At 69.7% G+C, this 26644-nt stretch carries 13 protein-coding genes, 3 tRNA genes and 2 rRNA genes; 2 read left to right on the top strand and 16 right to left on the bottom strand.

The window, feature by feature from the left end; genetic code table 11:
• Positions 1-20: 20 nt before the first annotated feature.
• From J4E96_RS00630 to J4E96_RS00620, 3 genes are all read right to left on the bottom strand, one after another.
• Positions 21-3132 (bottom strand): 23S ribosomal RNA (locus J4E96_RS00630).
• 458 nt (positions 3133-3590) lie between these two features.
• Positions 3591-5134 (bottom strand): 16S ribosomal RNA (locus J4E96_RS00625).
• Together the 16S and 23S rRNA genes form the textbook arrangement of a ribosomal RNA operon.
• 538 nt (positions 5135-5672) lie before the next feature.
• On the bottom strand, positions 5673-9116 hold the full coding sequence (locus tag J4E96_RS00620) for a caspase family protein (protein WP_227423899.1): 3444 nt from the start codon (positions 9114-9116) through the stop codon (positions 5673-5675).
• A gap of 227 nt (positions 9117-9343) precedes the next feature.
• On the opposite strand from J4E96_RS00620, the gene J4E96_RS00615 reads away from it, so the two are divergent.
• A complete protein-coding gene (locus J4E96_RS00615) occupies positions 9344-12349 on the top strand; it encodes a CHAT domain-containing protein (protein WP_227423898.1) in 3006 nt (1001 codons plus the stop codon).
• A gap of 87 nt (positions 12350-12436) precedes the next feature.
• Here the strand turns inward: J4E96_RS00615 and J4E96_RS00610 are convergent.
• The 9 genes from J4E96_RS00610 to J4E96_RS00570 all read right to left on the bottom strand — a co-directional run bounded on the left by J4E96_RS00610 (position 12437) and on the right by J4E96_RS00570 (position 20533).
• Positions 12437-12509, bottom strand: a tRNA-Arg gene (locus tag J4E96_RS00610).
• Between the two features lie 125 nt (positions 12510-12634).
• Positions 12635-12723, bottom strand: a tRNA-Ser gene (locus tag J4E96_RS00605).
• Between the two features lie 62 nt (positions 12724-12785).
• Positions 12786-14057, bottom strand: coding sequence for a threonine/serine exporter family protein (locus tag J4E96_RS00600; RefSeq protein WP_227423897.1), 1272 nt, complete (start codon positions 14055-14057; stop codon positions 12786-12788).
• 157 nt (positions 14058-14214) lie between these two features.
• A tRNA-Ser gene (locus J4E96_RS00595) sits at positions 14215-14305 on the bottom strand.
• A 52-nt stretch (positions 14306-14357) separates the two neighbouring features.
• Positions 14358-14768, bottom strand: a complete 411-nt coding sequence (locus J4E96_RS00590) for a PIN domain-containing protein (protein WP_227423896.1) — start codon at positions 14766-14768, stop codon at positions 14358-14360.
• Positions 14769-14889: 121 nt separating this feature from the next.
• Positions 14890-15504 carry a GTP-binding protein gene (locus J4E96_RS00585; RefSeq protein WP_227423895.1) on the bottom strand — a complete coding sequence of 205 codons (615 nt, stop codon included), beginning with the start codon at positions 15502-15504 and terminating at the stop codon, positions 14890-14892.
• Entirely contained in the window at positions 15485-15862 is a 378-nt protein-coding gene (locus J4E96_RS00580; RefSeq protein WP_227423894.1) for a DUF742 domain-containing protein, read from the bottom strand. Before J4E96_RS00580 ends, J4E96_RS00585 begins: the two co-directional genes overlap by 20 nt.
• Positions 15863-15869: 7 nt before the next feature.
• Positions 15870-16319 carry a roadblock/LC7 domain-containing protein gene (locus J4E96_RS00575; protein WP_227423893.1) on the bottom strand — a complete coding sequence of 150 codons (450 nt, stop codon included), beginning with the start codon at positions 16317-16319 and terminating at the stop codon, positions 15870-15872.
• On the bottom strand, positions 16316-20533 hold the full coding sequence (locus J4E96_RS00570; RefSeq protein WP_227423892.1) for a sensor histidine kinase: 4218 nt from the start codon (positions 20531-20533) through the stop codon (positions 16316-16318). The genes J4E96_RS00575 and J4E96_RS00570 overlap by 4 nt, the downstream gene beginning before the upstream one ends.
• Positions 20534-20711: 178 nt before the next feature.
• Between J4E96_RS00570 and J4E96_RS00565 the strand changes: the two genes are divergently transcribed.
• Positions 20712-21689 carry an NAD(P)H-quinone oxidoreductase gene (locus tag J4E96_RS00565; RefSeq protein WP_227423891.1) on the top strand — a complete coding sequence of 326 codons (978 nt, stop codon included), beginning with the start codon at positions 20712-20714 and terminating at the stop codon, positions 21687-21689.
• Between the two features lie 37 nt (positions 21690-21726).
• Here J4E96_RS00565 and J4E96_RS00560 read toward each other — a convergent pair whose 3' ends face one another.
• Genes J4E96_RS00560 through J4E96_RS00545 form a run of 4 tightly spaced genes read right to left on the bottom strand, consistent with a single transcriptional unit; the run spans position 21727 to position 26600 of the window.
• Positions 21727-22635 (bottom strand): EamA family transporter, encoded by a 909-nt coding sequence (locus J4E96_RS00560; RefSeq protein WP_227423890.1) that lies wholly within the window; start codon positions 22633-22635, stop codon positions 21727-21729.
• Between the two features lie 51 nt (positions 22636-22686).
• On the bottom strand, positions 22687-24669 hold the full coding sequence (locus J4E96_RS00555) for an alpha-amylase family protein (RefSeq protein ID WP_227423889.1): 1983 nt from the start codon (positions 24667-24669) through the stop codon (positions 22687-22689).
• A gap of 39 nt (positions 24670-24708) precedes the next feature.
• Positions 24709-25644, bottom strand: a complete 936-nt coding sequence (locus J4E96_RS00550) for a carbohydrate ABC transporter permease (RefSeq protein WP_406620161.1) — start codon at positions 25642-25644, stop codon at positions 24709-24711.
• Positions 25641-26600, bottom strand: coding sequence for a carbohydrate ABC transporter permease (locus J4E96_RS00545; protein ID WP_406620160.1), 960 nt, complete (start codon positions 26598-26600; stop codon positions 25641-25643). Before J4E96_RS00545 ends, J4E96_RS00550 begins: the two co-directional genes overlap by 4 nt.
• Positions 26601-26644: the final 44 nt, after the last annotated feature.

Here is a 26644-nt window from a genome sequence, read left to right as displayed (position 1 = left end):
GGACGCATGGCAACAGTGTAAGTGTCAAGTTATCGGCTTATTAGTACCGGTCAGCTTCACGGGTCTTTAGTCCCCGCTTCCACATCCGGCCTATCAACCCAGTGGTCTAGCTGGGAGCCTCTCGGGACGTATCCCATGGAAACCTCATCTTGAAGCAGGCTTCCCGCTTAGATGCTTTCAGCGGTTATCCCTTCCGAACGTAGCTAACCAGCCGTGCTCCTGGCGGAACAACTGGCACACCAGAGGGAGAGGTTCGTCCGTCCCGGTCCTCTCGTACTAGGGACAGCCCTTCTCAAGTTTCCTGCGCGCGCAGCGGATAGGGACCGAACTGTCTCACGACGTTCTAAACCCAGCTCGCGTACCGCTTTAATGGGCGAACAGCCCAACCCTTGGGACCTACTCCAGCCCCAGGATGCGACGAGCCGACATCGAGGTGCCAAACCATGCCGTCGATATGGACTCTTGGGCAAGATCAGCCTGTTATCCCCGGGGTACCTTTTATCCGTTGAGCGACGGCGCTTCCACAAGCCACCGCCGGATCACTAGTTCCGACTTTCGTCCCTGCTCGACCTGTCAGTCTCACAGTCAAGCTCCCTTGTGCACTTGCACTCGACACCTGATTGCCAACCAGGCTGAGGGAACCTTTGAGCGCCTCCGTTACATTTTAGGAGGCAACCGCCCCAGTTAAACTACCCATCAGGCACTGTCCCTGATCCGGATTACGGACCGAGGTTAGATATCCAGAGCGACCAGAGTGGTATTTCAACGTTGACTCCACCGACACTGGCGTGCCGGCTTCACAGTCTCCCACCTATCCTACACAAGCCGCACCGAACACCAATACCAAACTATAGTAAAGGTCCCGGGGTCTTTCCGTCCTGCTGCGCGTAACGAGCATCTTTACTCGTAGTGCAATTTCGCCGAGTTCACGGTTGAGACAGCGGAGAAGTCGTTACGCCATTCGTGCAGGTCGGAACTTACCCGACAAGGAATTTCGCTACCTTAGGATGGTTATAGTTACCACCGCCGTTTACTGGGGCTTAAATTCTGAGCTTCGCCTTGCGGCTGACCCGTCCTCTTAACCTTCCAGCACCGGGCAGGCGTCAGTCCGTATACATCGTCTTGCGACTTCGCACGGACCTGTGTTTTTAGTAAACAGTCGCTTCTCCCTGGTCTCTGCGACCTTCGAACGCTCCCCCAGCTAGTGGGTTCACGCCTCAGGCCCCCCTTCTCCCGAAGTTACGGGGGCATTTTGCCGAGTTCCTTAACCATGATTCTCTCGATCGCCTTAGTATTCTCTACCTGATCACCTGAGTCGGTTTAGGGTACGGGCGGCTAGAATCTCGCGTCGAGGTTTTTCTTGGCAGCATAGGATCACCCAATCATCCCGCATAAGCGGTCACCATCAGTTCTCAGGCTTAACAAGAGGCGGATTTGCCTACCTCTTACCCTACAACCTTGGACGTGGACTACCATCGCCACGCTGGGCTACCTTCCTGCGTCACCCCTGTTAATACGCTTACCTAATAGCAGTTCGGTTCGCGCGCTCCCCCGGCACGTCCCCGAAGGGATCTAGCCGGCTTCAGGCGCTTAGCATCACCACGGTCGGTATGGGCGATTCTTCGCCGGTACGGGAATATCAACCCGTTGTCCATCGACTACGCCTGTCGGCCTCGCCTTAGGTCCCGACTTACCCAGGGCGGATTAGCCTGGCCCTGGAACCCTTGATCATTCGGCGGACGGGTTTCTCACCCGTCTTTCGCTACTCATGCCTGCATTCTCACTCGTGTAGGCTCCACCGCTGGGTTACCCCGCGGCTTCACTGCCCACACGACGCTCCCCTACCCATCCACACACCTGGACCACGAAGGCCTGGTTATTATGTGAATGCCACAGCTTCGGCGGTATGCTTGAGCCCCGCTACATTGTCGGCGCGGAATCACTTGACCAGTGAGCTATTACGCACTCTTTCAAGGGTGGCTGCTTCTAAGCCAACCTCCTGGTTGTCTGTGCAACTCCACATCCTTTCCCACTTAGCATACGCTTGGGGGCCTTAGCTGGTGGTCTGGGCTGTTTCCCTCTCGACAACGGAGCTTATCCCCCGTAGTCTCACTGCCACGCTCTCACTTACCGGCATTCGGAGTTTGGCTAACGTCAGTAACCTTGTAGGGCCCATTAGCTATCCAGTAGCTCTACCTCCGGCAAGAAACACGTGACGCTGCACCTAAATGCATTTCGGGGAGAACCAGCTATCACGGAGTTTGATTGGCCTTTCACCCCTAACCACAGGTCATCCCCTCGGTTTTCAACCCAAGTGGGTTCGGTCCTCCACGCGGTCTTACCCGCGCTTCAACCTGCCCATGGCTAGATCACTCCGCTTCGGGTCTAGAGCACGCGACTGAATCGCCCTGTTCGGACTCGCTTTCGCTACGGCTTCCCCACACGGGTTAACCTCGCCACGTACCACTAACTCGCAGGCTCATTCTTCAAAAGGCACGCTGTCACCCCTGCTAGGGAGGCTCCAACGGATTGTAGGCACACGGTTTCAGGTACTATTTCACTCCCCTCCCGGGGTACTTTTCACCTTTCCCTCACGGTACTTGTCCGCTATCGGTCACTAGGTAGTATTTAGGCTTAGACAGTGGTCTGTCCAGATTCACACGGGATTTCTCGGGCCCCGTGCTACTTGGGATCCCCTTCGGGAGGCCACGCCATTTCGTCTACGGGGGTCACACCCTCTGTGCCGGGCCTTTCAATGCCCTTCGACTATGACGCGACTTTCTGACTCCCTATCACCTCGGCAGAGGCAATGGAAAGGTCCCACAACCCCGACTACGCAACGCCTGCCGGCTTGAACACGCAATCGGTTTGGCCTGTTCCGCTTTCGCTCGCCACTACTCACGGAATATCTCTTCCTGTCGGTACTGAGATGTTTCACTTCCCGACGTTCCCTCCACACACCCTATATATTCAGGTGCGGGTCACTGGACATGACTCCAGCGGGGTTTCCCCATTCGGACATCCTCGGATCACGGTTCGTTTGCCAACTCCCCGAGGCTTATCGCAGGCTACAACGTCTTTCTTCGGCTCCTAGTGCCAAGGCATCCACCATGTGCCCTTAAAAACTTGACAACATTAATCTTCTTGCAAAGATCTTCTTACAAAGATGCTCGCGTCCACTGTGCAGTTCTCAAGCTACGGGCGATCCCACGCTCCCCAACCACACCCCGTAGAGTGCATCGGCTGGTTCACCGTGATCCGCAGCCACCACCAAACCCCACCATGACGGCGACGATCTGGTCGGTCTGGTCTCACACCCACTGGCATGACCCCAGACCCTGGCGGCCTGAAAGCAACAAGCTTGCGCCCGTGCCCTCAGGACCCAACAACGTGCCCAGCCAACCCCTCACCCACATCACCGCGTTCCACCCCACGCAAGCGCAGGAGTACTAACAGCTTCCGCAGGTCGCGGTCAGCCATAGTCGATGTTCCACCCGTGAGCACTGCCCCCGACGCGTTCGGCCGGGGCACAGGCCTGGACACCACCAGCAACCCACTACAGGAAACCGATCAGTGCCAGAGCTCCTTAGAAAGGAGGTGATCCAGCCGCACCTTCCGGTACGGCTACCTTGTTACGACTTAGTCCCAATCGCCAGTCCCACCTTCGACAGCTCCCTCCCCACAAGTGAGGTTGGGCCACCGGCTTCGGGTGTTACCGACTTTCGTGACTTGACGGGCGGTGTGTACAAGGCCCGGGAACGTATTCACCGCAGCGTTGCTGATCTGCGATTACTAGCGACTCCGACTTCATGGGGTCGAGTTGCAGACCCCAATCCGAACTGAGACCGGCTTTTTGGGATTCGCTCCACCTCGCGGTATCGCAGCCCTTTGTACCGGCCATTGTAGCATGCGTGAAGCCCAAGACATAAGGGGCATGATGATTTGACGTCATCCCCACCTTCCTCCGAGTTGACCCCGGCAGTCTCCTATGAGTCCCCGCCATAACGCGCTGGCAACATAGGACGAGGGTTGCGCTCGTTGCGGGACTTAACCCAACATCTCACGACACGAGCTGACGACAACCATGCACCACCTGTACACCGACCTTGCGGGGAGCACATCTCTGCACTTTTCCGGTGTATGTCAAGCCTTGGTAAGGTTCTTCGCGTTGCATCGAATTAATCCGCATGCTCCGCCGCTTGTGCGGGCCCCCGTCAATTTCTTTGAGTTTTAGCCTTGCGGCCGTACTCCCCAGGCGGGGCACTTAATGCGTTAGCTGCGGCACGGAACTCGTGGAATGAGCCCCACACCTAGTGCCCAACGTTTACGGCATGGACTACCAGGGTATCTAATCCTGTTCGCTCCCCATGCTTTCGCTCCTCAGCGTCAGTTGCGGCCCAGAGACCTGCCTTCGCCATCGGTGTTCCTCCTGATATCTGCGCATTCCACCGCTACACCAGGAATTCCAGTCTCCCCTACCGCACTCTAGTCTGCCCGTACCCACTGCAAGCCCGAGGTTGAGCCTCGAGTTTTCACAGCAGACGCGACAAACCGCCTACGAGCTCTTTACGCCCAATAATTCCGGACAACGCTTGCGCCCTACGTATATTACCGCGGCTGCTGGCACGTAGTTAGCCGGCGCTTCTTCTGCAGGTACCGTCACGACCGAGAAAACCCGACCACTTCTTCCCTGCTGAAAGAGGTTTACAACCCGAAGGCCTCCATCCCTCACGCGGCGTCGCTGCATCAGGCTTTCGCCCATTGTGCAATATTCCCCACTGCTGCCTCCCGTAGGAGTCTGGGCCGTATCTCAGTCCCAGTGTGGCCGGTCGCCCTCTCAGGCCGGCTACCCGTCGTCGCCTTGGTGAGCCATTACCTCACCAACAAGCTGATAGGCCGCGAGTCCATCCCAGACCGATAAATCTTTCCAGACACTACCCATGCAGGCATGTCTCATATCCGGTATTAGCTCCGATTTCCCGAAGTTATCCCAGAGTCAGGGGCAGGTTACTCACGTGTTACTCACCCGTTCGCCACTGATCCACCAAAGCAAGCTTCGATTTCACCGTTCGACTTGCATGTGTTAAGCACGCCGCCAGCGTTCGTCCTGAGCCAGAATCAAACTCTCCGTAAATGTCTATAAGCAACCCCACCACCAAAGCAGCAAGGCAACCGACAAAACGAAACGACCCCGAAGGGCCAGTTGAACTGACCAAAAAACAGGCACCCCCCACTGACGGAAAGGCACCTGCATTAAGCCAATTTAAAATCCACCAACCCACAACAACCAGACAAAAGCCCAGCCATCACAAGCCAATGAACCAAATGGCATCGACTACTTAGCACGCTGTTGAGTTCTCAAGGAGCGGACGCGCATCCCAACCAGTCTCACAACCAGTCGAAAGGCAACCATTCAATCCTACCTTCAATCCCAGCCCCCCACCAAATCCGCTTTTTCAGCGAACTCACCGGGAACCACGATCAATCTTCGCACAACAATCCAGGCACAAAAACAACCCGAAACCATTATCCAAAGGGGTGGTCGCCTACGCGGGGACCAGCCACCACTCGCACGCCTTAGCGCGGTGATGTCCGTTCCTCCCTGCGGGGCAACCTGGAGAACAATACGCACGATCGGCCACTGGGTCAACCCGGTGTCAGAGCGCTCATGCTTACCGCCGCGCACGACTGCCGGTCCCTACCGGCCCTGGCGTGCTGAGCGCCGCCGGTCGGTCCGGTTCGACGAGGGCCGCCGCAATCGCGGCGACACCAGCCGGGCTGGCGAAGTACCCGAAGTGGTTGCTCGCGACGGTGACCACCTGTACCGCCGGCGACCGCTCAGCGGGAATGTGCGCGCCGCTGGTGGTCGCGACCGCGACGTCGTTGTCGCGACCGAGGAAGGCGAGGTCGACGGCGTTTCCCAGCAGTCCGGTCAGCCCCGCCACCACCCTGGCCACGAAGCCGCCGGCCTGCGGTCGTTCGATCAACGAGGTGTTGCCGACGAGCGCGGTGTAGGGCAGGTGCGGGTCGCCTGCGGCGAACAGATCCACCAGGAGGTCCGAGCCGGGTCGCATCTGGTCCAGCGTCGTGTCCGCCTGCTCCAGGGCGCCGACCAGCACCGAGAGCGCCTTGGCCGGCCAGAAGCCGGCAGCGACCCGGTTCAGCCCGAAGGTGATGCCGGTGATCGCGACGTCTTCGATCCGGGACCACGGCGAGCCTCCTGCCGGGGTACCCGCGGTCACCAGCCGCCGCACGTGGAGCGCGTCAGCGGGAGCAGGCCCCGGCGCGCGCCGTCGGGGCTGCTCGAGCATCCACCGGGACACCAGCCCGCCCATCGAGTGCGCGACCACGGTCACCTCGTGCCCGTGCCCGCCCAGGTCCACGCCATCGAGCACGGCGCGAAGCACGCCTGCCGTCTCGTCGATCGGCGTGTCCAGGTTCTCGTAGTCGAAGGTCAGCACCACGTCGAACGGTCGGTCGGCGAGAGGGCTGCCCGGCGGCGGCACAAGGAACGACTCCGCCATCCCTCGGGTGTCGCCGATGATCCCGTGCACCAGGAGCAGCACCCGGCCCCCGGCCTTCTCCGCGAGCCGCGCGCGGATCCGGCCCACGTCCTCGGTCGTCGTGACCGCCCTGTCCTCGGCCGTCGCGAGCGCGAGGTGCGCCACGGTCGCGGACTGTCCGCGGACCCGGCGCACCACCCGGGTCACCAGCAGCCGGATCGCGCTGCCCAGGCTGCGCACCCGCTCGTCGGGCGGCAGCTGCGTGATCACCAGGCGGTTCCCGTCAAGCCACCCGATCGGCAGGTGCACGCCGTCGAACAATCCCGTGACCAGCAGATGGTCACCGCTTGGCGGGTCGTCGAGCGTGATCACCAGCGGCTGGGCGCGGGTCACGGACTGTGCTCCGGTCACATCGGCCAGGGTGAGCACGTCCACGGGCTCGGCGCCGTCTCTGGTGTCGACGAACGTGAAGCCACTCACCGAGGCCGGGTCATCGGCCAGGCCGGGTGGGACGATCGGCACCTCCCCGTCGCGGGTCGCGAAGTCCTGCGAGCTGAGGCGGACCGTAGCCCGCAGGGTGGGGTGTGGCTCGACGTGGACTCCGGGCACGAGCGCCGATCGGCCGTCGCCGACGGCTACCCCCCCGAGCGCCCGCTCTGCCACCAGGGCGAACCGAAGCACCGCCCAGTCTGCAACGGGTGCGGTGCCGGGTTCGCCGAACTCGCGTGTGCGCACGCTACGCAGCAGTCCATCGAAGGCCTCGGCGTGCAGTGCGTCCACGACTGCGGAGCCTTCGTCGCGGACCGGCGAGATCTCCAGGCGACCCTGGGTCAGCGAGGACAGGTCGAACGGGCTGGTGCTCAGCAGCACCACCACGTGGTCCACGCGTCGAGAGTGGCCCGCCCGCCAATAGTCGTCGGGGATCTCCACCGTCACCGGCTGGCCGCCGAAGCTGGCCAGCGTCGCGCCGGGGTCGATCGCGGTCGTCACGGAGCCCGGCGTCGGCGAGCCGTCGATCGCGTAGCTCTCCGACAGGCCGAGGATCGCGCCGTAGAGCCTGGCTGACGTTCGGTTGGTGACCTCAAGGACGAACCGGGCCGGGGTGTCGCCCAGGTACGGCATGAGCACCTCGCCTCGCGGCGCTGGCTGGCGTTCGCCCGATGAATCGCCGATCGTGAGGTCGAGCCCGACTGCGGACAGATCGATCTTGGTGCCGGGATTGTCCAGCCCGCGCACCCGGTACCACCGCGCCATGTGCGCGGCGACCTCGATCGCTCGGTCGGCGGCCGGCGTGTCCACACCGACCTCACGCCGCTCGTCCGTCACCCGGTACCCGGCGCCGGACACCGCGATCGCGAGCGGGGCGGCCTCATCCGGCCCCGCCAGTTCGAGGTCGAGGGAGTCGGCGAGGTACTGATGAACCTCGTCGTCTGGTCCCGCCTCCAGGCGGACCGGGGTGCGCGGAGCCGACCACGCGGTGACGACCGCAGGGTAGGCGGCGTGCTCGTCCAGCGTGACGGTGCTCGCACTCGGCTCCACCCGGCTGCTCGCCGGACCCACCCGGACCACCCGCGCGACCCCGATCGGCAGTGCGGAGGCGGGGTCGGACCCCGGCGGGAAAAGGTCGAGCAGCGTTGCGGCGCCGGCGGCCGCGCCCCCGACGGGCGCAGGTATTCCCTGCAGCGCACCCGCGTCGACGGTCCAGCCCGCCTCGTCGTGGCTCACCAGGTGATGGCGGGGCCGTTCGTCCAGCGTCCCGGCCAGCACGTGAGCGCGGGCGTCCTCGTCGACCGACACCTCGAGCTGCGGATCCTGCCGCTCGGCCCCGTCGCGCACCAGCACCGCGACAGAACGGACCAGGTCCACGTAGGTGAGCGCAGGCCGCGCGGTGCTCAGCGCGTGCTCGAGCGCCGCGCTGAACACGCCTCGGCGAACGCCGGCGATCGTGCGCTCCTTGGCGGTCTGGTCCGAGCGGCACGCGGCCAGCAGCACGTGCCGCCCCACCGGGACTGCCCAGCCGCTGCCTGGCTGTACCTCGATCACAGGATGCGACTGCCTCGGCGGCAATCGGCCGAACGACGGGTCGGGTGCTGGGACGTCTCGGCGCGCCGGGATCTCCCGGATCCCGAGCCGGTCGAGATCACGGGTGCCGCTGCCTGAGTGGCAGCAGTCCAGCACCACGACCACGTGCGCGCCGGCTGCGGACACCTCGGTGATCAGGGCGCCGAGCTCGCGATCAACCAGGTCTCGGCCGCCCTCGGTCCGGCTGTCCGCGAGCACCAACGTCTCGTCTTTGGCGTCTGAATCGCCGGGGTCGGCGCTGGGCTGCTGGGAGCCGTGCCCGCTGTACCAGAACAGCGCGACGTCGTCCGGCCCGGCGCTCCCGAGCTGCGCGCGGAATGCGTCGACAACCCCCTGGCGGGTCGCCTCGTGGTTGCGGAGGACCCGGATCTGCGCGGCCGAGCCGCCGCTCGGGTGCAGGGTCAGCAGCCGCTCGATCGCGTCGACGTCCGCGACGCAGCCCTGCAGCGAACTCGTGCCGTCGGGGTAGTCGTCGATCCCGACGAGCAGCGCGTGGAGCATGGCCCGACCCCCGTAATCCGGGGCAGCCATGGGCTACCCGAAACGTGTGATGGCGGTCACACTAGGGCCGACGTCCAGCCGACGGAAGGGTCACCATGAGCCAGCCATCCGGTGCGGCCGTCGGCGGCTTGCGAATCTGGAAGCTGGAGCTGCTGTGTGCACCGGCCAGCTTCCCGATCCGCGCCTGGGATGAGCACCGTGCCGTCCCTCCGGCAGACGGGGTGCGCCCCGCGCCCCGACCGTCGGAGGTCGAAGCGGTGGTCGAGGCACTTCCGGGCGTCGACCGTCACGTTCTCGGCCGGTTCCGCGACGCGGTGCTGGCCGGGGAGGCGGCGGCGCTGACCGCGTGGGCCGCGACCACGACGGCGGTGCGCGAGCTGCTCCCGATGGCGTCGGCCGACGTGCAAGGCGCGTTCGCCGCCGGCGACCGCGCCTCGGCTCGTCGCGACGCCCCGGTGGTCGCCGCGCTAGCGCGGACCGTCGGCGACGCGCAGACCGCGGCCGTCGCCCATGTGGTCTGCGCGAGGGCAGCGTTCTCCATGGGCGACCTCACCACCACCATTGACGAGTACCGGCGCGCACTGACCCTGGACGGCACCGCGGCGCGGCTGCGCTGCGTGGTGCACGACAACCTGGGCCTGGCCCTCACCCGGCGCGGCAGGGACGATGACCTCGACGCGGCGGTGCGCGAGTTCAGCAAGGCCAAAGCGCTTGCCGCCACGGCGGCGGAGACGGCAGCGGTCCGCGGCAACCGGGCGGATGCGCTCGAGGCGCTCGGGTGGCTGGACCTCGCGGTCGTCGAGCGGAGGGCAGTGGTCAGCATCGGTCGCGAACAGGGTGCGCCACGCCACCAGCTGGCTATCGCCCTGGACAACTACGCCTTCGCGCTGCAGCGCTCGGGCCAGCTCGATGACGCGCTGGAGCCGCTTGCCGAGGCGGCCGCGACGTTCCCGGCCCAGGACCTCGCGGACCGCTGCACGAACGCCGTCGCCCGGCAGACCGTTCTGGCCGAGCTCGGCCGGACCCGCGAGGCCGCGGCCGCCTTCCACGAGGCAAGAGCGCTGGCACGCGAGGCCGCCGAGGCGATGTTCGACCCGGCGCATTTCCGGGATGGGCTGGCCCGTGCGCTGGCCGAGTGCCCCGAACCGCCGGCGGAGGCCATCAGCTGGCTGCTCACCGGCGTTGCGCTGCGCGCCGAGGAGCGCCCGGACGACGCGGCGGCGGCGTTTGGGCGTGCGGCGCAGCTCGCCGGGCAAGCCGGCGACCACCTGACCCGGCTACGCAGCGCAGCGAACGCCGCTGCCCTGTACGCCGACTTCGGCGACTCGCGCCGAGCCGTCGACCTGTGCCGCCAGGTACGAGGGGAGGCGCTGGAACGCGGGTTGGCCGCACCGGCCGCGATGGCCACCGGCACGCTCGCGACGCTCGCCGACTCGGGGGTGGCGGCCGACTCCACACCAGAGCTCGCCCTGCTCGCGCAGTCCCTGCTGCTCGACACCCTCGGCCGCCGGCTGCTGGGCGAAGCGCAGTTGCCCGCAGACCACTTCGAGGTGCAGGTCTCGCGGCAGCGGACGGGCAAGCTCGAGGTTGGCATGGCATCCGTCGCGCGCGCCGCCGGCGCTGACGATCTCGCCGAGCACTACCTGCGGGAGTCGCTGCGCGCAGCCCTTGACGCGGACGCGCCGATGGAGACTCTCAACCGTTCGGCGGGGCTGCTGGACCTGCTGAGCGGCGCGGGCCGCGACCGGCCCGAGGCGCGGGACGAGGCCGCGCTGATCGCAGCGGACCTCGAGCGCCGACTGGCCTCCGGCGGGCTGCCTGCCCAAGGTGAGCTGGTCGCCCGGCGTGCCCTCGCCGCGTTCGTCGGTCCGGACGATCCGCGCGCAGTCGAGCATCTGTGGGCGGCGGCCGAGGCGTACGAGCAGCTGCGCGCGGGGATGGACGATCCGGATCGACGCGAGGGGCTCGACCGCGCCCACCGGGTGGTGCCCTCCCTCGTGTCGGCGATGCTCGCGAACTCGCGGCCTGCCGAGGAGCTGCTCGGCGCGCTGCAACACGGCCGCGCCCGACGACTTCTCGACCTGCTCGCCACAAGGTCCGGGCTACCGGCCACGCCGCTCGACGGGGCGGCGGTGCGGGCTCTCATTGCGGCGCGCGGCGCCGATGAGGCCCTGGTCGAGGTCACCGCGGTGCGGGACGGCCTGCTGGCGCTGGTCGTGACCCCGCAGGCCGTGCGGTCGGTCCATGTCCCGGGCGATGTGGACGACCTTGTCCGCGCCCAGTGGGGCGACTCCGAGCGCCGCGCCAACGAAACCGTGCGCACCGTGGCCGGCTCGGCAATTCTGGCGGAGCTCGCGGCCGGCGTTGAGGCGCTGCTCGCGCCGCGGACCCGGATCCTGGTGGTCACTGACGACCTGCTCGCTAACCTTCCGCTGCACGTGGTGCCGGTGGACGGCGTGGCATGGGGCGAGCGCAGACCCTACGGTCGAGTCCCCGCGGCGGGCGTGCTGCTTCACACCCCGGCCGACAGGGCGTGGCGGGGCGCGGCCCTAGTCGCCGGCAACTCCGCTGGCGACCTCGAGGGCGCCGCCGGCGAATGCCGGGACATCGCGGCAATGCTTGGGGTCCCGGCGGTGCTCGGCGCCGACTGCTCCCTGGACACGCTTCGGACCGGCCTGGTCACGGACCTGGACGTGGTGCACCTCGCCGTGCACGGCCGCGCCGACGTGCGACGGGGTGGGCGGAGCAGCCTGCTGCTGGCCAGCGGCCCTGCGGGCGGGGTCGTCTGGACGCCGTTCGAGGAGCTCGCCGCGCTGCCCTGGCGCGCTCAGGTGATCGTGTTCTCCGGCTGCAGCACGGCGGTCGGCGGCCCGCGTGACGGGGTCGGGTTGTACGGCGTCGCGCAGGCGGCGGCTGAGGCGGGCGCCACGACGGTGCTCGCGAGCCTCTGGCCGGTCGACGACATGGCGGCTCGGCAGCTGATGACCACGCTGTATGCGGCGCTAGTGCGGCGGCGCGACGCTGGCGAGGAGACGGCCGACCTGCGCGACCTGCTCCGCGACGCGACGTCGGCGGTCTCCGGCGGCGGCGGATCACCGAAGCGAAGCAGCCGGGACTTCGGGCTGCCGGCGGAGGACCTGGTGCTCCCCCCGCTGCCGGTCGCGGCGGCGTCGGTCGAGGAGGCGAAGCAGCGCGGCGCCTTCGTGGTGCTCGGAGAGCCGACCGTGCGGCTGGCCGCGGGCGCGGCCGCGCCTATCCCGTGACCGCCACACCGATCAGCGCGTGGGAACGAAACGAGAAGACTAAAGGCCCCCGTTCCGCGGCTGCGCAGTTCGAGGGCCTTTCACCTGTGCGCCCGAAGGGATTCGAACCCCCAACCTTCTGATCCGTAGTCAGATGCTCTATCCGTTGAGCTACGGGCGCGTGGCCTTGCGGCCGGTGTCGAGGATAGCGCCCCTGCGGCGTTCCCCCAAACCGAGCCCCGATCACCGGGGCTGGGACAAAAGCAAACGGCCCCGAATCCGGCAGGAATCGGGGCCGTGCACACGCGGAGACGGTGGGATTTGAACCCACGGAAGGGTTACCCCTTCACGACCTTAGCAGGGTCGCGCACTAGACCGGGCTATGCGACATCTCCAGGCGGTGACAGGATACCCGGCCTGCCCACGCGCAGCAAAACACGCGGCTACCAGGCCCAATTCACCGCTCGAATGCCCACGCGCGGTCGGTCAGCATCCGCGCCACGGCGAGGCCGATCGCGATCGCGATGACCACGAGCGCCGCCTCGAACCCGAACGCGAGGGCCTGCGTCGTGTCGCCGTTGTTGAGGTGGAACACCGCCCGGTACGCGGCGGCCCCGGGCACCATGATCACGACGGCGGGCACCGACACGGTGATCCGGGGGAACCCGGCGCGGGGCGCCCACCAGGCCGCCAGCAACCCGACCAGCAGCGCCCCCGCGGCGGCGCCTGCCTGCGGGGCCGCGCCGGCGTCGTTGAGCGAGATGCGCACCACGTTGGCGATCATCCCGATCGTCGCCGCGGTGAGTGCCATCCGGCCGGGGCTGTTGAACAGCAGCGCGAAGCCCAGCACACCGAGGAAGCTCGCGAGGAGCCGGCAGGCGACGAGGGCGACGGGGGCCAGCGCGATCGGCTCGGCAGGGTCCGGGCTGAGACCCGCCGCCGACGAGATCGCCCAGACGCTCAGCGCCGCGGACGTCAGGATCATCAGGGCGTAGGTCAGCCGCGCGACCCCCGCGGAGAAGTCCAGCTTCGCGAGGTCGAGGGCCGCGGTCACGAGCGGGAACCCCGGGATGAGGAACAGCACCGCCGAGACGTAGCCGATGTGGTGCTTCGGGTCGACGGCGCCGAGCCCTTCGAGCGCGGAGATGAAGCCCAGGTAACCCAGGCACGCGACGGCAGCCGCGATCATCGTCGTGCCGAACTGGTTGTACCGCCGGTGCGCGAACCAGCGACGGACGAACTGCCCGACGCCGGCCCCCACGAACACGCCGGCGATCTCGACCGGGCCGCCGTTGTTGAGGAAAGAGAAGGCCGCGCACGCCATCGCGCCCCAGATCGCGTTGAGGGTCGCGGGATACAGCGCCGGCTTGCTCTCGATCCGGTCCAGCTCCGCCGCGACGGCGTCGACCGTCACCATCGGGGCGAGGCTCCGGGTGAGCGACTCGAGCTCGGCGAGCCGGTCGGAGTTCACTCCGATCGACCGGACCTCCGTGACCTCGGTCCGGAAGATCGGGCCGCGGTGCGACGTCGCCGTGATCTCCGTGAGCGTGACGTGCGCGTGGTGACGGTCCAGGCCGACGGCGCTGGCCACGCGCTGCATCGCGCTCTTAACCCGATAGCTGCCCGTCCCGGCGGAGAGCATCAGCCGGCCGGTCCGCAGCACGATGCCGGACTGCCGGATCAGCTCGACGGGCTCGAGCGATTCCTCCGCGGGTGGTTTCTCGGTCACGGGTCAATCATGACGGCGCGAGCCGGTGCCCCGGACCGCGGCCGAGATCCGTCCCGGACAGATGCCGCACATCGGCGCGCCGAGCCGGATTCCCGCCCCACTCGGATCGGCGGGTGTCGGCAGGTGTCGGCAGGTCGCAACCGACGGTTCGCCGCAGCGGAGGGCGTGGGATTCGAACCCACGAGAACGGGGTTACCCGCTCCAACGGTTTTCAAGACCGTCTCTTTCGGCCGCTCAGACAGCCCTCCTGGTACGCAGGCATTGTGCCGCACCGCGGCGCGCCGCGGCGCCGAGGCCCAGCTACCCCTGCCACCAGCCGTCGGGGTACCCGGGCGACAGGACGCTGAGCCCGTAGATGGCCGCGACGGATGCCAGCCGCAGGTCGTAGGTCGCGACGGCGCCGACGTCGGGCTGCGTCGCCGCCGTCCCGAGGTGCAGCGCGGCAAACGGCGACAGGACCGACCGGGCCATCGCGGCCGTCGCCAGGGTCTGGTCGGAGAAGCGGACGACGGCGATCCGCTCGGTCACCTCGTACGCGCGCGTGCGGCCGGCCGCGTCGAGCGTGCCGGCGACGAGCCTCAGCTCGGTGAGGCCGAGCGGGGTGGTCACCAGGGCATGCTCGTGCGCCGCCGCCCATTCGCGCCATTGCGCTGCCCCTGGCAGATCGACCAGATAGCGGCTGAGCGCCGATCCGTCGACGTAGACCAGCATGGTGCCCCGTCCGCGCAGCCTGCGCACCCCCGCTGGTGCCTGTCTCTGGGTCGGGAGCCTATCGGCGCGCGCGAGCAGGTCGGAGTGGCCGCCGAGGCCGCCGGCACGCTCGGGGCCGACTTCAGGCAGCAGCCTGCAACCGCTCCATCGCGAGGCGGACGAGCTGGATGAGCGACTGCTTGGTCGCGGCGCGGGAGCGGGCGTCGGTGTAGAGCACCGGGACGTGCGGCGGGATCTGCAGCGCCTCCTTGACGTCGTCGAGCTGATGCTTGGCGATCCCGTCGAAGCAGTTCACCGCGACGACGAACGGGATCCCGCGGCTCTCGAAGTAGTCGATGGCCGGGAAGCACTGCTCGAGCCGGTCGGTGTCGACGAGCACGACGGCGCCGATCGCGCCGCGCACGAGGTCGTCCCACATGAACAGGAAGCGATCCTGCCCCGGGGTCCCGAACAGGTACAGCCAGAGGGAGTTCTGCAGCGCGATGCGCCCGAAGTCCATCGCGACGGTCGTCGTCGTCTTCCGGTCGGACACGCCGCCGGCGTCGTCGACACCGACGGAGTACTCGGTCATCGCCGCCTCGGTGGTCAGCGGCTCGATGTCGGAGATCGATCCGATGAAGGTCGTCTTGCCGACGGCGAAGCCACCGGCGACGACGATCTTGACGGCCGTGGGGGCGACGGCGGCACCTCCGCCGGCCGGGGCGGCCGAGACGGCGTCAGAGGGCAGAAATGCCATTGAGAACACTCTCCAGCACGCTGAGGGAAAGGGTGGGGGCCTGGCCGGTGCGAGCGCCCACAGCGGTCGTGGAGTGCACGCGGACGAAGTTCTGATCCGCCAGGTCCGCCACGATGATGCGGACGACGCCGATCGGTAGGTGCAGCAATGCGGACAGCTCGATGACCGAGACGTACGAACGGCTCGCGTGCTGCATGATGGCGCGTTTCTCGGGCGGCAGCCGGTTGATGTCGCCCGCGTTCGGCACGACTTCCACCAGCGCCTCGAGAGGCAGGTTGGAGGAGGCAGACTTGACCCGTCCGCCGGTCACGGCGTACGGCCGGACGGTGCGGGTCTCCTCCTCGGGGGCTTGCGACATGGCCAGCTCAGCTCACCGGAGTGCGGGTGGCACCGTCGACCGGCAGCTGGGCGCGCATCTCGGAGATGAGCTGCGGCGTCAGGGTCGCCTCCGTGCGCGAGACGAGCATCGCCATCTCGTACCCGATGAGGCCGACGTCGCAGGTGGCGTCCGCGACGACGGCGAGAACGGAGCCGTTGGACACGCTCATGAGGAACAGGAACAGGTCGTCCATCTCGACGATCGCCTGCCGAACGTCGCCGGCGCGCAGCTGGCGGGCGGCGCCCCGCGTCAGGCTCGACATGCCCGAGACGATCGCGCCGAGCTGGTCGCCGCTGGTCCGGTCGAGCTGGCCGGACATCGCCATGAGCAGTCCGTCGGCCGAGACCACCAACGTGTGGCGGGTTCCGGGGACCGTGCGGACGAAGTTGTCCAGGAGCCAGCCGAAGTTGGCCGCCTCGGTGCTGATCGCTGTCACTTTTCCTCCTGGGATTCGTCACTGGGCTGATGGTCACCGGTCGCGCGCGGGGCGGTCTCCCCGGCGGGAGCTGCGGCCTTGCGGCCGCGTTCGGTTCCGGACTGGAAGCTCGACAGCCGCGACCGCAGCTTGTCGGCGTCCCGCGGGCCCGCGCCGTCGGTCGACGGCGCGGAGATCGGGGGGGCCGCGGCGATCACGGCCGGCACGCGACGCTGGAGCGAGGCGCCGCCGCTGCCGGACCCGCCCGCCACGTTCGGCCGGTAGGTCGAGAGCTGGCTGAACTCGGCGAGCGCCTGCTCCTGAATGTCGGAGCGAAGAGCGAGCATTGCTGCCACCTGTTCGTCCAGCACGCCCGGCGAGGCCGACCGTGCCGTGGGGGTCTGTGGATGAGCCGGGGTCGGGAGCCAGCCCGAGGCGATCTGCCCGCGCGGGGCGTCCCGCGCCGGCGCGGACCACTGCGGCGTCGGCCACTCGTCCGGCACCGGCTCCGACTCCGTGGGCTGCAACGCCGGCACCGCGAACTCCGGCTCGCGCCCGTCCGAGCCGGCAGGGTCCACGTCCGCCGGGGCGTGGACCGCCCCGAACGACGGCGACCTGCCCGGTAGCGGCAGCGCGGGAGTCGGCAGATCGGGGGTCGACCGAGCGGGGGTCGACCGAGCGGGGGCGAACGGCGCCGAGGCGGACGGCACTGGCACAGGCGCGGCCAGCGGCGGCGGCGTGTACACCGCGGGCTCCGGCGCTGCGGGGGTGAACGCGGACATGCGCGTCGGGGCCGGGCCGGACGCCTCGGCCTCGGGCTCGGGCGCCCACGCGGCGCGCGGACGCCCGACGGGCTCCGCTCCGGCGCCGTCGGCGGCCGAGGCCCCGTCGAGCCAGGACAGCCCGGAAAGCTCCGCGGGCGTGAGGTCCGCCGCGGGCGCGCCCGCGGCTGGCTTGCGGCGCAACCATCCGAACCGACGACGTCGCTCGGCCGGCGCGGGCGACGGCGCGGCGGCAACCGGCTCGGCAGCGACCGGTTCGGCGGCGACCGGGAATGGCGACGGCGCAGGCGTGCCCGACGTGCGGGGCTCGCTCACCAGCGAGGCATCGTCGGGCGCGTCCATCGGGTCGAGATCCGCGCCGCCGTCGACGGCCGGGTCCAGGGCCGGCGCGCCGACCGCCCCGAGGCCAGCCTCCGCGTGATCCTGGGCCGGCTCGCTGAAGGGCGATGCGAAGGGCGACGCGAAGGGCGACGCCGCGACGGGCGCACGCGGCTCGTCGGCGTCCGGCGCCAGCTCGGGCACGGACGACCAGATCTCGCCGCCCTCGAGGACGGGCTCCCAGCTCGTGACGATTGGCGGGGCGGGCGTCGCGGGCGGGGCGGGCGGCTGGAGCGGGGCGGCGGCCACGATCGGGGCGGACACGACGGGCTCGCCCGCATCCCAGGCACGCGCCTCGTTGAGCGTCGGCTCGAACGACGGCGGGACGTCCCGCGACTGGTGGTGGGCCGCGTCGGCGTCGGCCACCCCCACGAGCCCGCCGAACCCGGCGAACGCGCTCGGCGCACCCGGCGCACTCAGGCCGTCGAGGGCGTCATCGTCCGACGCGGGGCCGGTGAGCGGCGCGCTCGCGCTCGCTCGCGCGACGATGGGGATCTCGGTCGTGGCCAGGTGGCTCGGCGAGTGGCGGGGCGGGAGCGGCTCGGGGCGAAGCTCCGGCGCCCACGACTCCTCCTCGGGCAGCAGCGCGGGGATCACGAAGGCCGGGGCGTCGTTCCAGGCGCCCGCCGCGGGCGCCGACGGCGGGGCGTACGCGCTCGGCGTCGCAGTCGGGGTCGGGTCCGGCTGGCCGGCCCGAGCGGGCAGGCCGGTGGGCAGGCCGGTGGGCGAGGCGGTGGGCGAGGCGGTGGGCGAACCGTCCGCGCCGGGCTGCGCGTCGACGACGCGCCCGCGGAAGCCGGCGAACAGGCCCGAGCGCGCCGCGGGCTCCCCCGGCACGGCCGCGGGCTTGACCCCGTCGTCGACGACGGGCGTGGGCGCGCCCGGGGCGAGCGACCGGCTCGGCAGCACGGTCGCGGAGCTCTCGGCCGGGACGGCGGGCGCCCAGTCACCGCGGGCCGCCGACAGCTCAGGGGACAGCGTGAGCTCGGAGCGGACGGGCAGGACGACCTGACTCTCGTCGATGCCGGTCGAGCTCGCCGGCGCCGGGGCGCCGGGGCGGGCGCCTTCGTCGCGCGAGCGGCGCCGGGGCAGGCCGACGGTCGTCGCGCCGTCGGTCATCCCGGCGAGATCGACCGGGACGGCGCGGGCCGCGTCGGACTCCTCGGCGAGGTTCGCCGACGACTCGAGCGCACCGGCAGGGAGCTCGACCCGGGCCTCGAACACGCTCGCGGGCAGGAGCACGACCGCGTCGATCCCGGTGGCGTTGCGCCCGCGCTCGAGCGTGACGGTGGCCCCGAGCCGAACGGCGAGCCGGCCGACGACGTAGAAGCCGAGCCGCTGGGCCCCGATCGCGTCGCTGGCCGTGGTCCGCCGGATCTGCTGGTTCACGGCCTCGAGCTCGGCGTCGGACATCCCGATGCCGAGGTCGTGCACGACGACCCGCTGGAACTCGCCCGCGTCGGAGGTCTCGACCTCGACGACGGTCTCGGGCTCGGAGAACATCGTGGCGTTCTCGAGCAGCTCGGCCAGCAGGTGCGCCGCCGGCAGGGCGCTGAAGCCGAGCATGTTCGGGTCGCTGCCGAGGTCGAGCTGGATCCGGTCGTACAGCTCGATCTCGGACGAGGCGGTACGGATGACGTCCGAGAGAGGCATCGAGTCGCGGACCCGCCGGCCCGAGTCGATGCCTGCAAGCACGAGCAGCGACTCCGCGTTGCGGCGCATCCGCGTGGCGAGGTGGTCGAGGCGAAAGAGGTTGGCGAGCGTGTTCGGGTCTTCCTCGGACCGCTCGAGCGCGTCGATGAAGGAGATCTGCCGGTTGAGCAGGACCTGGTCGCGCCGGGCGACGTTGACGAACATCTCGGCGATCGAGCCGCGCAGCGCGGCCTGCTCCTGCGCGACGTGGATGGTCGTGGCGTTGACCTCGTTGAACGCGGTGGCGAGGCGCCCGACCTCGTCGCGCGAGAGCACCGGGATCTGGACGAGCGACAGCTCCGGGCTCGCACCCGGAACCGCGACCTGTTCCACCAGCGTCGGCAGCTGGACGCGCACCTCGTCGGCGGCCTGGGTGAGCCGCCGCAGCGGGACGACGATCTGGCGTGCGATGAGCATCGCGATCGCGATCGACAGCAGCACCGTGGCGAGCGTGCCGCCGATCGTCAGCGCGGTCGTGCGGTTGGCGGCGGCCTCCTTCGCCGTCGCGAGGGCCTCGCCCTTCTCGCTGACCTGGTCGCTGACCTTGGCGATCTCCTGGAGCACCGTGGTGGAGCTCTTCTCGTACGCGCCCGGGTCGACCGTGCGTACCGCGGCCGGGTCGCCGGCCGCGAGCTGCTGGCGCTGCGTGTAGTACGCCGCGTCGAGCGTGGAGAGCTGGGCATCGGTGCGCAGCAGGCGGACGGCGTTGCGCGCCCGGTCGTACGCCGCGGTGTCGAGCGTGACGGTCTTGGACACGGCCAGCACCGCGGTCGAGTTCTCGCCGTTGGACCGCAGCACCGCCATCGCCGTCGGCAGCTCGTGCACGAAGAGCTCCTCGGCCTCGCCGACGAGCCCGTACGCGTTCATGTACCGCGCCAGCTCGCGGTCGCTGAGCGCCCCGGCGAAGACGCCTGCCTGCTGCACGTGCAGCGTGATGATCGACGTGTACCTGTTGTCGACGAAGAGCCGGCTGGGCTGGGCGGCGTCGACGGCGTCGCGCAGCTCGGGCAGGGTCGCCCGCACCTTGCCCGTCTGGGCGAGAGAGGCGATGACGACGGAGCCGAGGCTGCCGGGATCGACCTCCGCGACCGCGGCGTCGAGCCGCGCGCCGGCCTCGTCGGTGCCGACCCGCGCCGCCTCGACGCGGGTGACGGCAGTCGCCGAGTTGTCGACGAACGCGAGCGCCACGAGGCGCTCCGTCTGGAGCGCGCGGGCGAAGGCCGAGAGCTCGTCGGCGGTGGCGACGAGCTGACTCACGGAGCGCGCGGTGCGCGCGGTCTGGATCGACTGCCAGGAGATCAGCGTCGCGGCGGCGAACAGGACGAGCACCGGGACCGCGAGAGCCGCGAGAACTTTCCCGCGGATGCCCAACCTGCGCAGCATGGTGACCTCTCTCGATCCCTGGCCGCCGACGGTCGTCGGTGGCCACCCGCTGGCCGGCGGGGGGTGGCGCTTACCGTGTCATCGGCGCCACTGAGCCGCGACATGAGCATGATCGCGCACTTGATCTGCGTTTTCTTCCTCGTGGGGCGATTCGCCCCACGAGGTCTACTCTCGCGGGGTGCGCGCAGTGATCATTCCTGAGCCGGGCGGCGCCCAGGTGCTGACCGAGACGAGCCTGCCCGACCCCGTGCCGGGCGTCGGCGAGGTCGTGGTCGACGTCGCCGCCGCGGGGGTCAACCGCGCGGACCTGCTGCAGCGGCAGGGGCACTACCCGGCCCCGACCGGCGCACCCGACTGGCCCGGGCTCGAGGTCTCGGGCCTGGTCAGCGAGCTCGGCCCGGGCGTCACCGGGTGGTCCGTCGGCGACCGGGTCTGCGCCCTGCTCGCGGGCGGCGGCTACGCCGAGCGCGTCGCCGTGCCCGCGGGTCAGCTGCTTCCCGTTCCGCCGGGGCTCGACCTCGTCGACGCGGCGGGCCTGCCGGAGGCCGTGTGCACGGCCTGGTCCAACCTCGTCGGGGTCGGTCGGCTCCACGCCGGCGAGTGGGCGCTCGTGCACGGGGGGTCGGGCGGCGTGGGCTCGATCGCCATCCAGCTCGCCGTCGCGCTCGGCGCGCACGTCGCGACCACGGCCGGCGGGCCGGCGCGGGCCGCGCGGTGCGCGGAGCTCGGCGCGGAGCTCGCGATCGACCACCGCAGCACGGACTTCGCCCGCGCCGTCGACGACGCGACGGGCGGCCGCGGCGTCGACGTCATCCTCGACCTGCTCGGGGCGGGCGCGCTCGCCGCGAACCTGGGCGCGCTCGCACCCGAGGGCCGGCTCGTCGTCATCGGGCTGCAGCGGGGCGCCCGCGCCGAGATCGACCTCGGCCTGCTGCTGTCGCGCCGCCTGTCGATCGCGGGCACCACGCTCCGGGCCCGGCCCGCGGCCCAGAAGGCCGCGGTCGTTGCGGCCGTGCGGGCCGGGGCGTGGCCGCTGCTCGACGACGGGCGGCTGCGGCCGGTCATCCACGCCCGGCTGCCCCTGGCCGCCGCGGGCGACGCCCACGAGCTGCTGGAGTCGGGCGACGTCTTCGGCAAGCTGCTCCTGCTCCCCTAGCCGTGCCCGGACTGGGCGGAACGCGGCCCCGCTACACCTAGCGTGCCGGATCGACGCTGGACGAACCGCCGCTCGACGGGCCGGGTGTGGACGACCCGGCGGTCAGGGCGATCGCCGCGGAGACCGCGAGGAGTCCGACCAGGTCGATCGGGGCCGGGACCTGGCGCAGCGTGACCGCGCCGACCACTGCCGCCGTCGCCGGCAGCATCGCCAGGAGCACGGCGAACGTCGCCGCGCTCACGCGTCGGAGCACCACCTGCTCGATGGCGTACGGGATGACGGACGAGAGCACGGCGATCCCGACGATCGCGAGCGCAAGCCGCCCGTCGTGCAGCACGGGGGCGGCAGCGGCGCCCAGGAACGGCGCGAACGCGAGCGCGCCCGCCGTCATCGCCATCGACAGCGACGTCACCCCCGACCCGCGCAGCGCGATCCGCCGCCCGAGCAGGATGTAGCCCGCCCAGCAGGCCGCGGCCAGCCCGATCGCGATCAGGCCGACGACGACGTCGGGCCCGCCGCCCGTGACCGTCGCCCCCGCGAGCAGGAGCACCCCGGCGCCGGCGAGCGCGATCCCGACCCGCTCGCGCCGGCCGCGGCCGGTGATCGCGGCGACCGCGACCGGGCCGACGAACTCGATCGCGACGGCCGTGCCGAGCGGGAGGTGCTCGATCGCGATGTAGAACGTGACGTTCATGGCCGCGAGCACGACGCCGAACGCGGCGATGCCGGCGAGGTCCCGCCGTGACCAGCGGGTCCGCCAGGGTCGACGCCACGCGACGAGCACCACCGCGGCCACGGCGACGCGCAGCCAGGCCACCGCCGGGGCGGCCAGCACGGAGAACAGCCCGACCGCGAGCGCTGCGCCGAGGTACTGGGTCAGCCCGGAGACGACGAAGAGCGCGGGGGCGGGAACCCGTCCGAGGACCGGGCCGGTACGGGTCGGCACGCCCACACGGTAGTGCGGGCGGCGCGGCGGCGCGGTCTCGGCGGCGGGCGGCTACCCGGCCGGGATGAGCCAGCGGGCCGCGAACGGCGGCAACCAGACCATGCCGTCGTCGCCGACGGTCATCGGCTCACTGCTGATCGCGTCGACGCAGCTGCCGAGGCCGAGCTCGGCGAGCCGGTGCCCGGGCCAGGGGCGCCAGGTGCCGGTCACGTTGTACAGGGCCAGGAACGGACCGAGGGGATGCTGGCGCAGCACGGGCAGGACGGCCGGGTCGCTCGGCGTGAGCACCTGCGCGCCGAACCTCGCGTCGAGGTACGGCAGCCCCGCGCGCACCTCGACGAGGTGGCGCAGCCCCGCGAACACGCGCCCGGGCACCGACGCCGCGTCGTGCCGGCGCGCGGCGTCGCCGTCCCACGGCATGCGCGGTCGATGCGCCCACCGGTTGTCGCCTGTGTGGCCCGGCTCGCTGGCCCACGCGGGGTCGTTCGGCAGGCCGAGCTCGTCGCCCATCCAGAGCACGGGGATGCCGCCCCACCCGAGCGCGATCGCGTGCGCGAGCAGCAGGCGCGCGACGGCGGTGTCCACGCCCGACGCACCCGCGCCCCGGGCCGCGTCGAGCCCCGCGAGCGCGGCGGCCGTCCCGCTGACCCGCCGGTCCCCCGTCGCGCGGTTGTGCTGGAACACCAGGCCCCGGGCCGCGGACGTCGGGTAGGCGCCTGTGTAGTAGTCGGACAGGAAGGACCGGTGCGCGTAGCCCGACCGCCCGACTGCCGCGGCGTCGTCGTCGTCGATGGCCCAGCCGATGTCGTCGTGGCAGCGCACGTAGGTGATCCACGCCGTGCTCGCGGGCGCGACCGGGATCCGCTGGAGGGCGTGCGCGGCGAGCCGCACGTCGCCCTCGGCGAGCATCGACCAGGTCAGGACCATGAGCGAGTTGTGGTAGGCCAGATCGCTCACCTTGGCGTAGCGCTCGCCCGTGCCGAGGTACGGCGCGAGCTCGGACGGCGCGACGATCGCCTCGGCCTTGAAGACGACCGCCGGGCACGCGATCCGCACGATCGCGCGCAGCGCCTGGGTCAGCGCGTGGACCTCGGGCTGGTTCTGGCAGGACGTGCCGAGCCGCTTCCACAGGAACGCGATCGCGTCGAGCCGAAGCACCTCGACCCCAGCGTTGGCGAGGAGCAGGACGATCTCGGCGTACTCCACGAAGACGTCGGGGTTCGACCAGCGCACGTCCCACTGCCACGTGTTGAAGGTCGTCCACACCCAGCCGTCCAGCTCGGCGTCCCACGTGAAGCTGCCCGGCGCGAAGTCGGGGAACACCTCCGGCAGGCTGCGCTCGAACGCGTCGGGCACCGCGCGGTCGGCGTACACATAGAAGTAGTCGCGGTACCGAGGGTCGCCGGCCCGCGCGGCGCGCGCCCACTCGTGCTCGCGCGCGACGTGGTTGAGCACGAGGTCCAGCACGAGGCTGATGCCCTCGGCGCGCAACGCCGTGGCGAGCTCCCGCAGATCCGCCATGGAGCCCAGGTCGGGGCGCACCTGCCGGTAGTCGGCGACGGCGTAGCCGCCGTCGTTGTCGCCGTCGCGCGGGCGCAGCACCGGCATAAGGTGCAGATAGGTGACGCCGAGCTCGCGCAGGTAGGGGATCTGGGCGCGCACGCCCGCGAGATCGCCCGCGAACCGGTCGGCGTACGCGGCGTACCCGAGCATCCTCGGCCGCTGGAACCAGTCGGGCTCGAGCGTGCGCTCCTGGTCGAGCCGGGACAGCTCGGGCGGGCGCTCGACGAACGCGGCCGCCGCCGCCAGCATGATGCGCCGCTCGAGCGGCGCGACGTCGCCGGGGGCGTACGCGCTGGCGAGGCCGGCCCGCAGGTCGGGCCACCACCGGGCGACGCGAAGCTCGAAGAGCTCGCGCCGCCCGGCGGGCAGGCCCACCAGGAGGTCCTCGACGTCGTCCGACCACAGGTCAGCGAGCCAGGCGCCGTCGGTCCGGGCATTGGCGGGTGAAGCACTGTCGGCATGGGGGAGCATGGTCTCAACTCCGCGGCGGCCGGGGGCGGACGGGGCCGGTCAGCCCTTGAGCCCGCCGGCGAGCAGCCCGCGCACGAAGTACCGCTGCAGCGACAGGAACACGACCACCGGGACGATCATCGAGACGAACGCCCCCGCGGACAGCAGGTGCCACGCGGTGTCCCGGGTCCCGCTGAGGTTCGCGAGCCCGACGATGATCGGGGCCACGTCGGTCCCACCGCCCGCGAAGGTCAGCGCCACGAGCAGGTCGTTCCACACCCACAGGAACTGGAAGATCGCGAACGCCGCCAGGGCCGGCTTCATCAGCGGGAGCAGGACGCCGAAGAGGATCTTCACGTGCCCGGCGCCGTCCATGCGCGCCGCCTCGATGAGCTCCCTCGGGATCTCCTTCATGAAGTTGTGCAGGAGGAAGATCGCGAGCGGCAGCGCGAACGCCGAGTGCGAGAGCCAGATCGGCCAGAACGTGCCCGCGAGCCCGGCGTCGACGTACAGCGTGAGCAGCGGGAGCAGCGTGACCTGGATCGGCACGATCTGCAGCGCGAACACCAGCACGAACAGGAAGTTGCGCCCGCGGAAGTCGATCCACGCGAACGCGTACGCCGCGAGGGTCGCCAGGCAGATCGGGATGAGCACCGACGGGATCACGATGACGAAGGAGTTCACGAAGTAGTTGCCGAGGCCGGCGCTGCCCTCGGTGCTCAGGACGGTCTGGTAGTTCGCGAACGTCAGCTCGGGGTTGGTGAAGATCGTCCACCACCCCGTCGTCTTGATCAGGAGCTCGGGCCGGAACGAGGTCAGGAGCAGCCCGAACGTCGGGATGGTCCACAGGACCGCGAGGACCACGGCGAAGAAGGAGGCCCACGGCGACGTCAGGCGCTTCTTGGCGTTGGCGGCGGCGCGGCCGGTCGTCGACATCTTCGCCAGCGACGCGCGCTCCTCGGGGGTGAGGTCGAGCTGGGGCGTGGTGGTGCTCATCGTGCCTCCGATGCGCGCATCTGCCGAACGTTGTAGACAACGATCGGGATGACGAGGATGAAGAGCAGCACGGCCAGGGCGGCACCGAGCCCCTGGTTGTCGCTGCGGAAGCTCTGGCTGTAGAACTCGTTCGCCACGACGCTCGTGTCGAACTGCCCGCCGGTCATCGTCCGGACGACGTCGAAGACCTTGAGCGTCCCGATCGCGATCGTCGTGAGCACCACCACGACGGACGGCCGGATGCTCGGCAGCGTGACGAAGCGGAACATGCCGAACGCGTTGACGCCGTCCAGGCGGGCGGCCTCGATGACGTCCTCCGGGATCGCCTTGATCGAGGCGGAAAGGATGGTCATGGCGAAGCCCGCCTGGATCCAGATCATCACGACGATCAGGAACAAGGTGTTCAGCGGCGCGCTGACCAGCCATTGTTGCGGGGTCCCTCCCAGCCAGACGAGCAGCTGGTTGAGCAGGCCGATCTGCTCGACGCCCGGCTGGTCCGGCCGGTAGGCGTAGATGAACTTCCAGATGATCGACGCCGCGACGAACGAGATCGACATCGGCAGGAAGATGAGGGCCTTGGCCGCGGCCTCGCCGCGAGCCCCGTCGACCAGGATCGCGTAGAGCAGGCCGATGGCGGTCGCGACGAACGGGGTGACCAGCACCCACAGCGCGGTGTTGCGCAGCACGACAAGCTGGTCGGACGACGTGAAGATCGTCTCGTAGTTGCCCAGGCCGATGAAGGAGGTGCCGGCCGCGTCGTAGAAGGACTGCAAGATCGTCCGGCCGGCCGGGTAGAGCAGGCCGATGCCGAGCATGACCGCGGTCGGGAGCAGGAACATCAGGGCGACGCCCTTGCCGCTCCGGCGTTCGGCGCGGGATGCGATGAAGAGGATGACCCCTACCACCGCGACAAAGATCAGCACAGCGAGAACCATGGTCAGGAATTTCCCGGTCATGTCCATCTGGGCTCATCACCTCCTTGTGAGAGCGGGGGGCCCGG

Source organism: Pengzhenrongella sicca, from assembly GCF_017569225.1.
Classification (GTDB): Bacteria; Actinomycetota; Actinomycetes; order Actinomycetales; family Cellulomonadaceae; genus Pengzhenrongella; species Pengzhenrongella sicca.
This window is presented reverse-complemented; position numbering and strand designations above follow the sequence as displayed.

Coding starts and splice junctions, on each gene's coding strand:
- J4E96_RS00620 (WP_227423899.1), bottom strand. CDS start 9,116: ATGGCTGCCCCGGATTACGGGGGTCGGGCCATGCTCCACGCGCTGCTC.
- J4E96_RS00590 (WP_227423896.1), bottom strand. CDS start 14,768: ATGCTGGTCTACGTCGACGGATCGGCGCTCAGCCGCTATCTGGTCGAT.
- J4E96_RS00585 (WP_227423895.1), bottom strand. CDS start 15,504: ATGGCATTTCTGCCCTCTGACGCCGTCTCGGCCGCCCCGGCCGGCGGA.
- J4E96_RS00580 (WP_227423894.1), bottom strand. CDS start 15,862: ATGTCGCAAGCCCCCGAGGAGGAGACCCGCACCGTCCGGCCGTACGCC.
- J4E96_RS00570 (WP_227423892.1), bottom strand. CDS start 20,533: ATGCTGCGCAGGTTGGGCATCCGCGGGAAAGTTCTCGCGGCTCTCGCG.
- J4E96_RS00555 (WP_227423889.1), bottom strand. CDS start 24,669: ATGCTCCCCCATGCCGACAGTGCTTCACCCGCCAATGCCCGGACCGAC.
- J4E96_RS00550 (WP_406620161.1), bottom strand. CDS start 25,644: ATGAGCACCACCACGCCCCAGCTCGACCTCACCCCCGAGGAGCGCGCG.
- J4E96_RS00545 (WP_406620160.1), bottom strand. CDS start 26,600: ATGACCGGGAAATTCCTGACCATGGTTCTCGCTGTGCTGATCTTTGTC.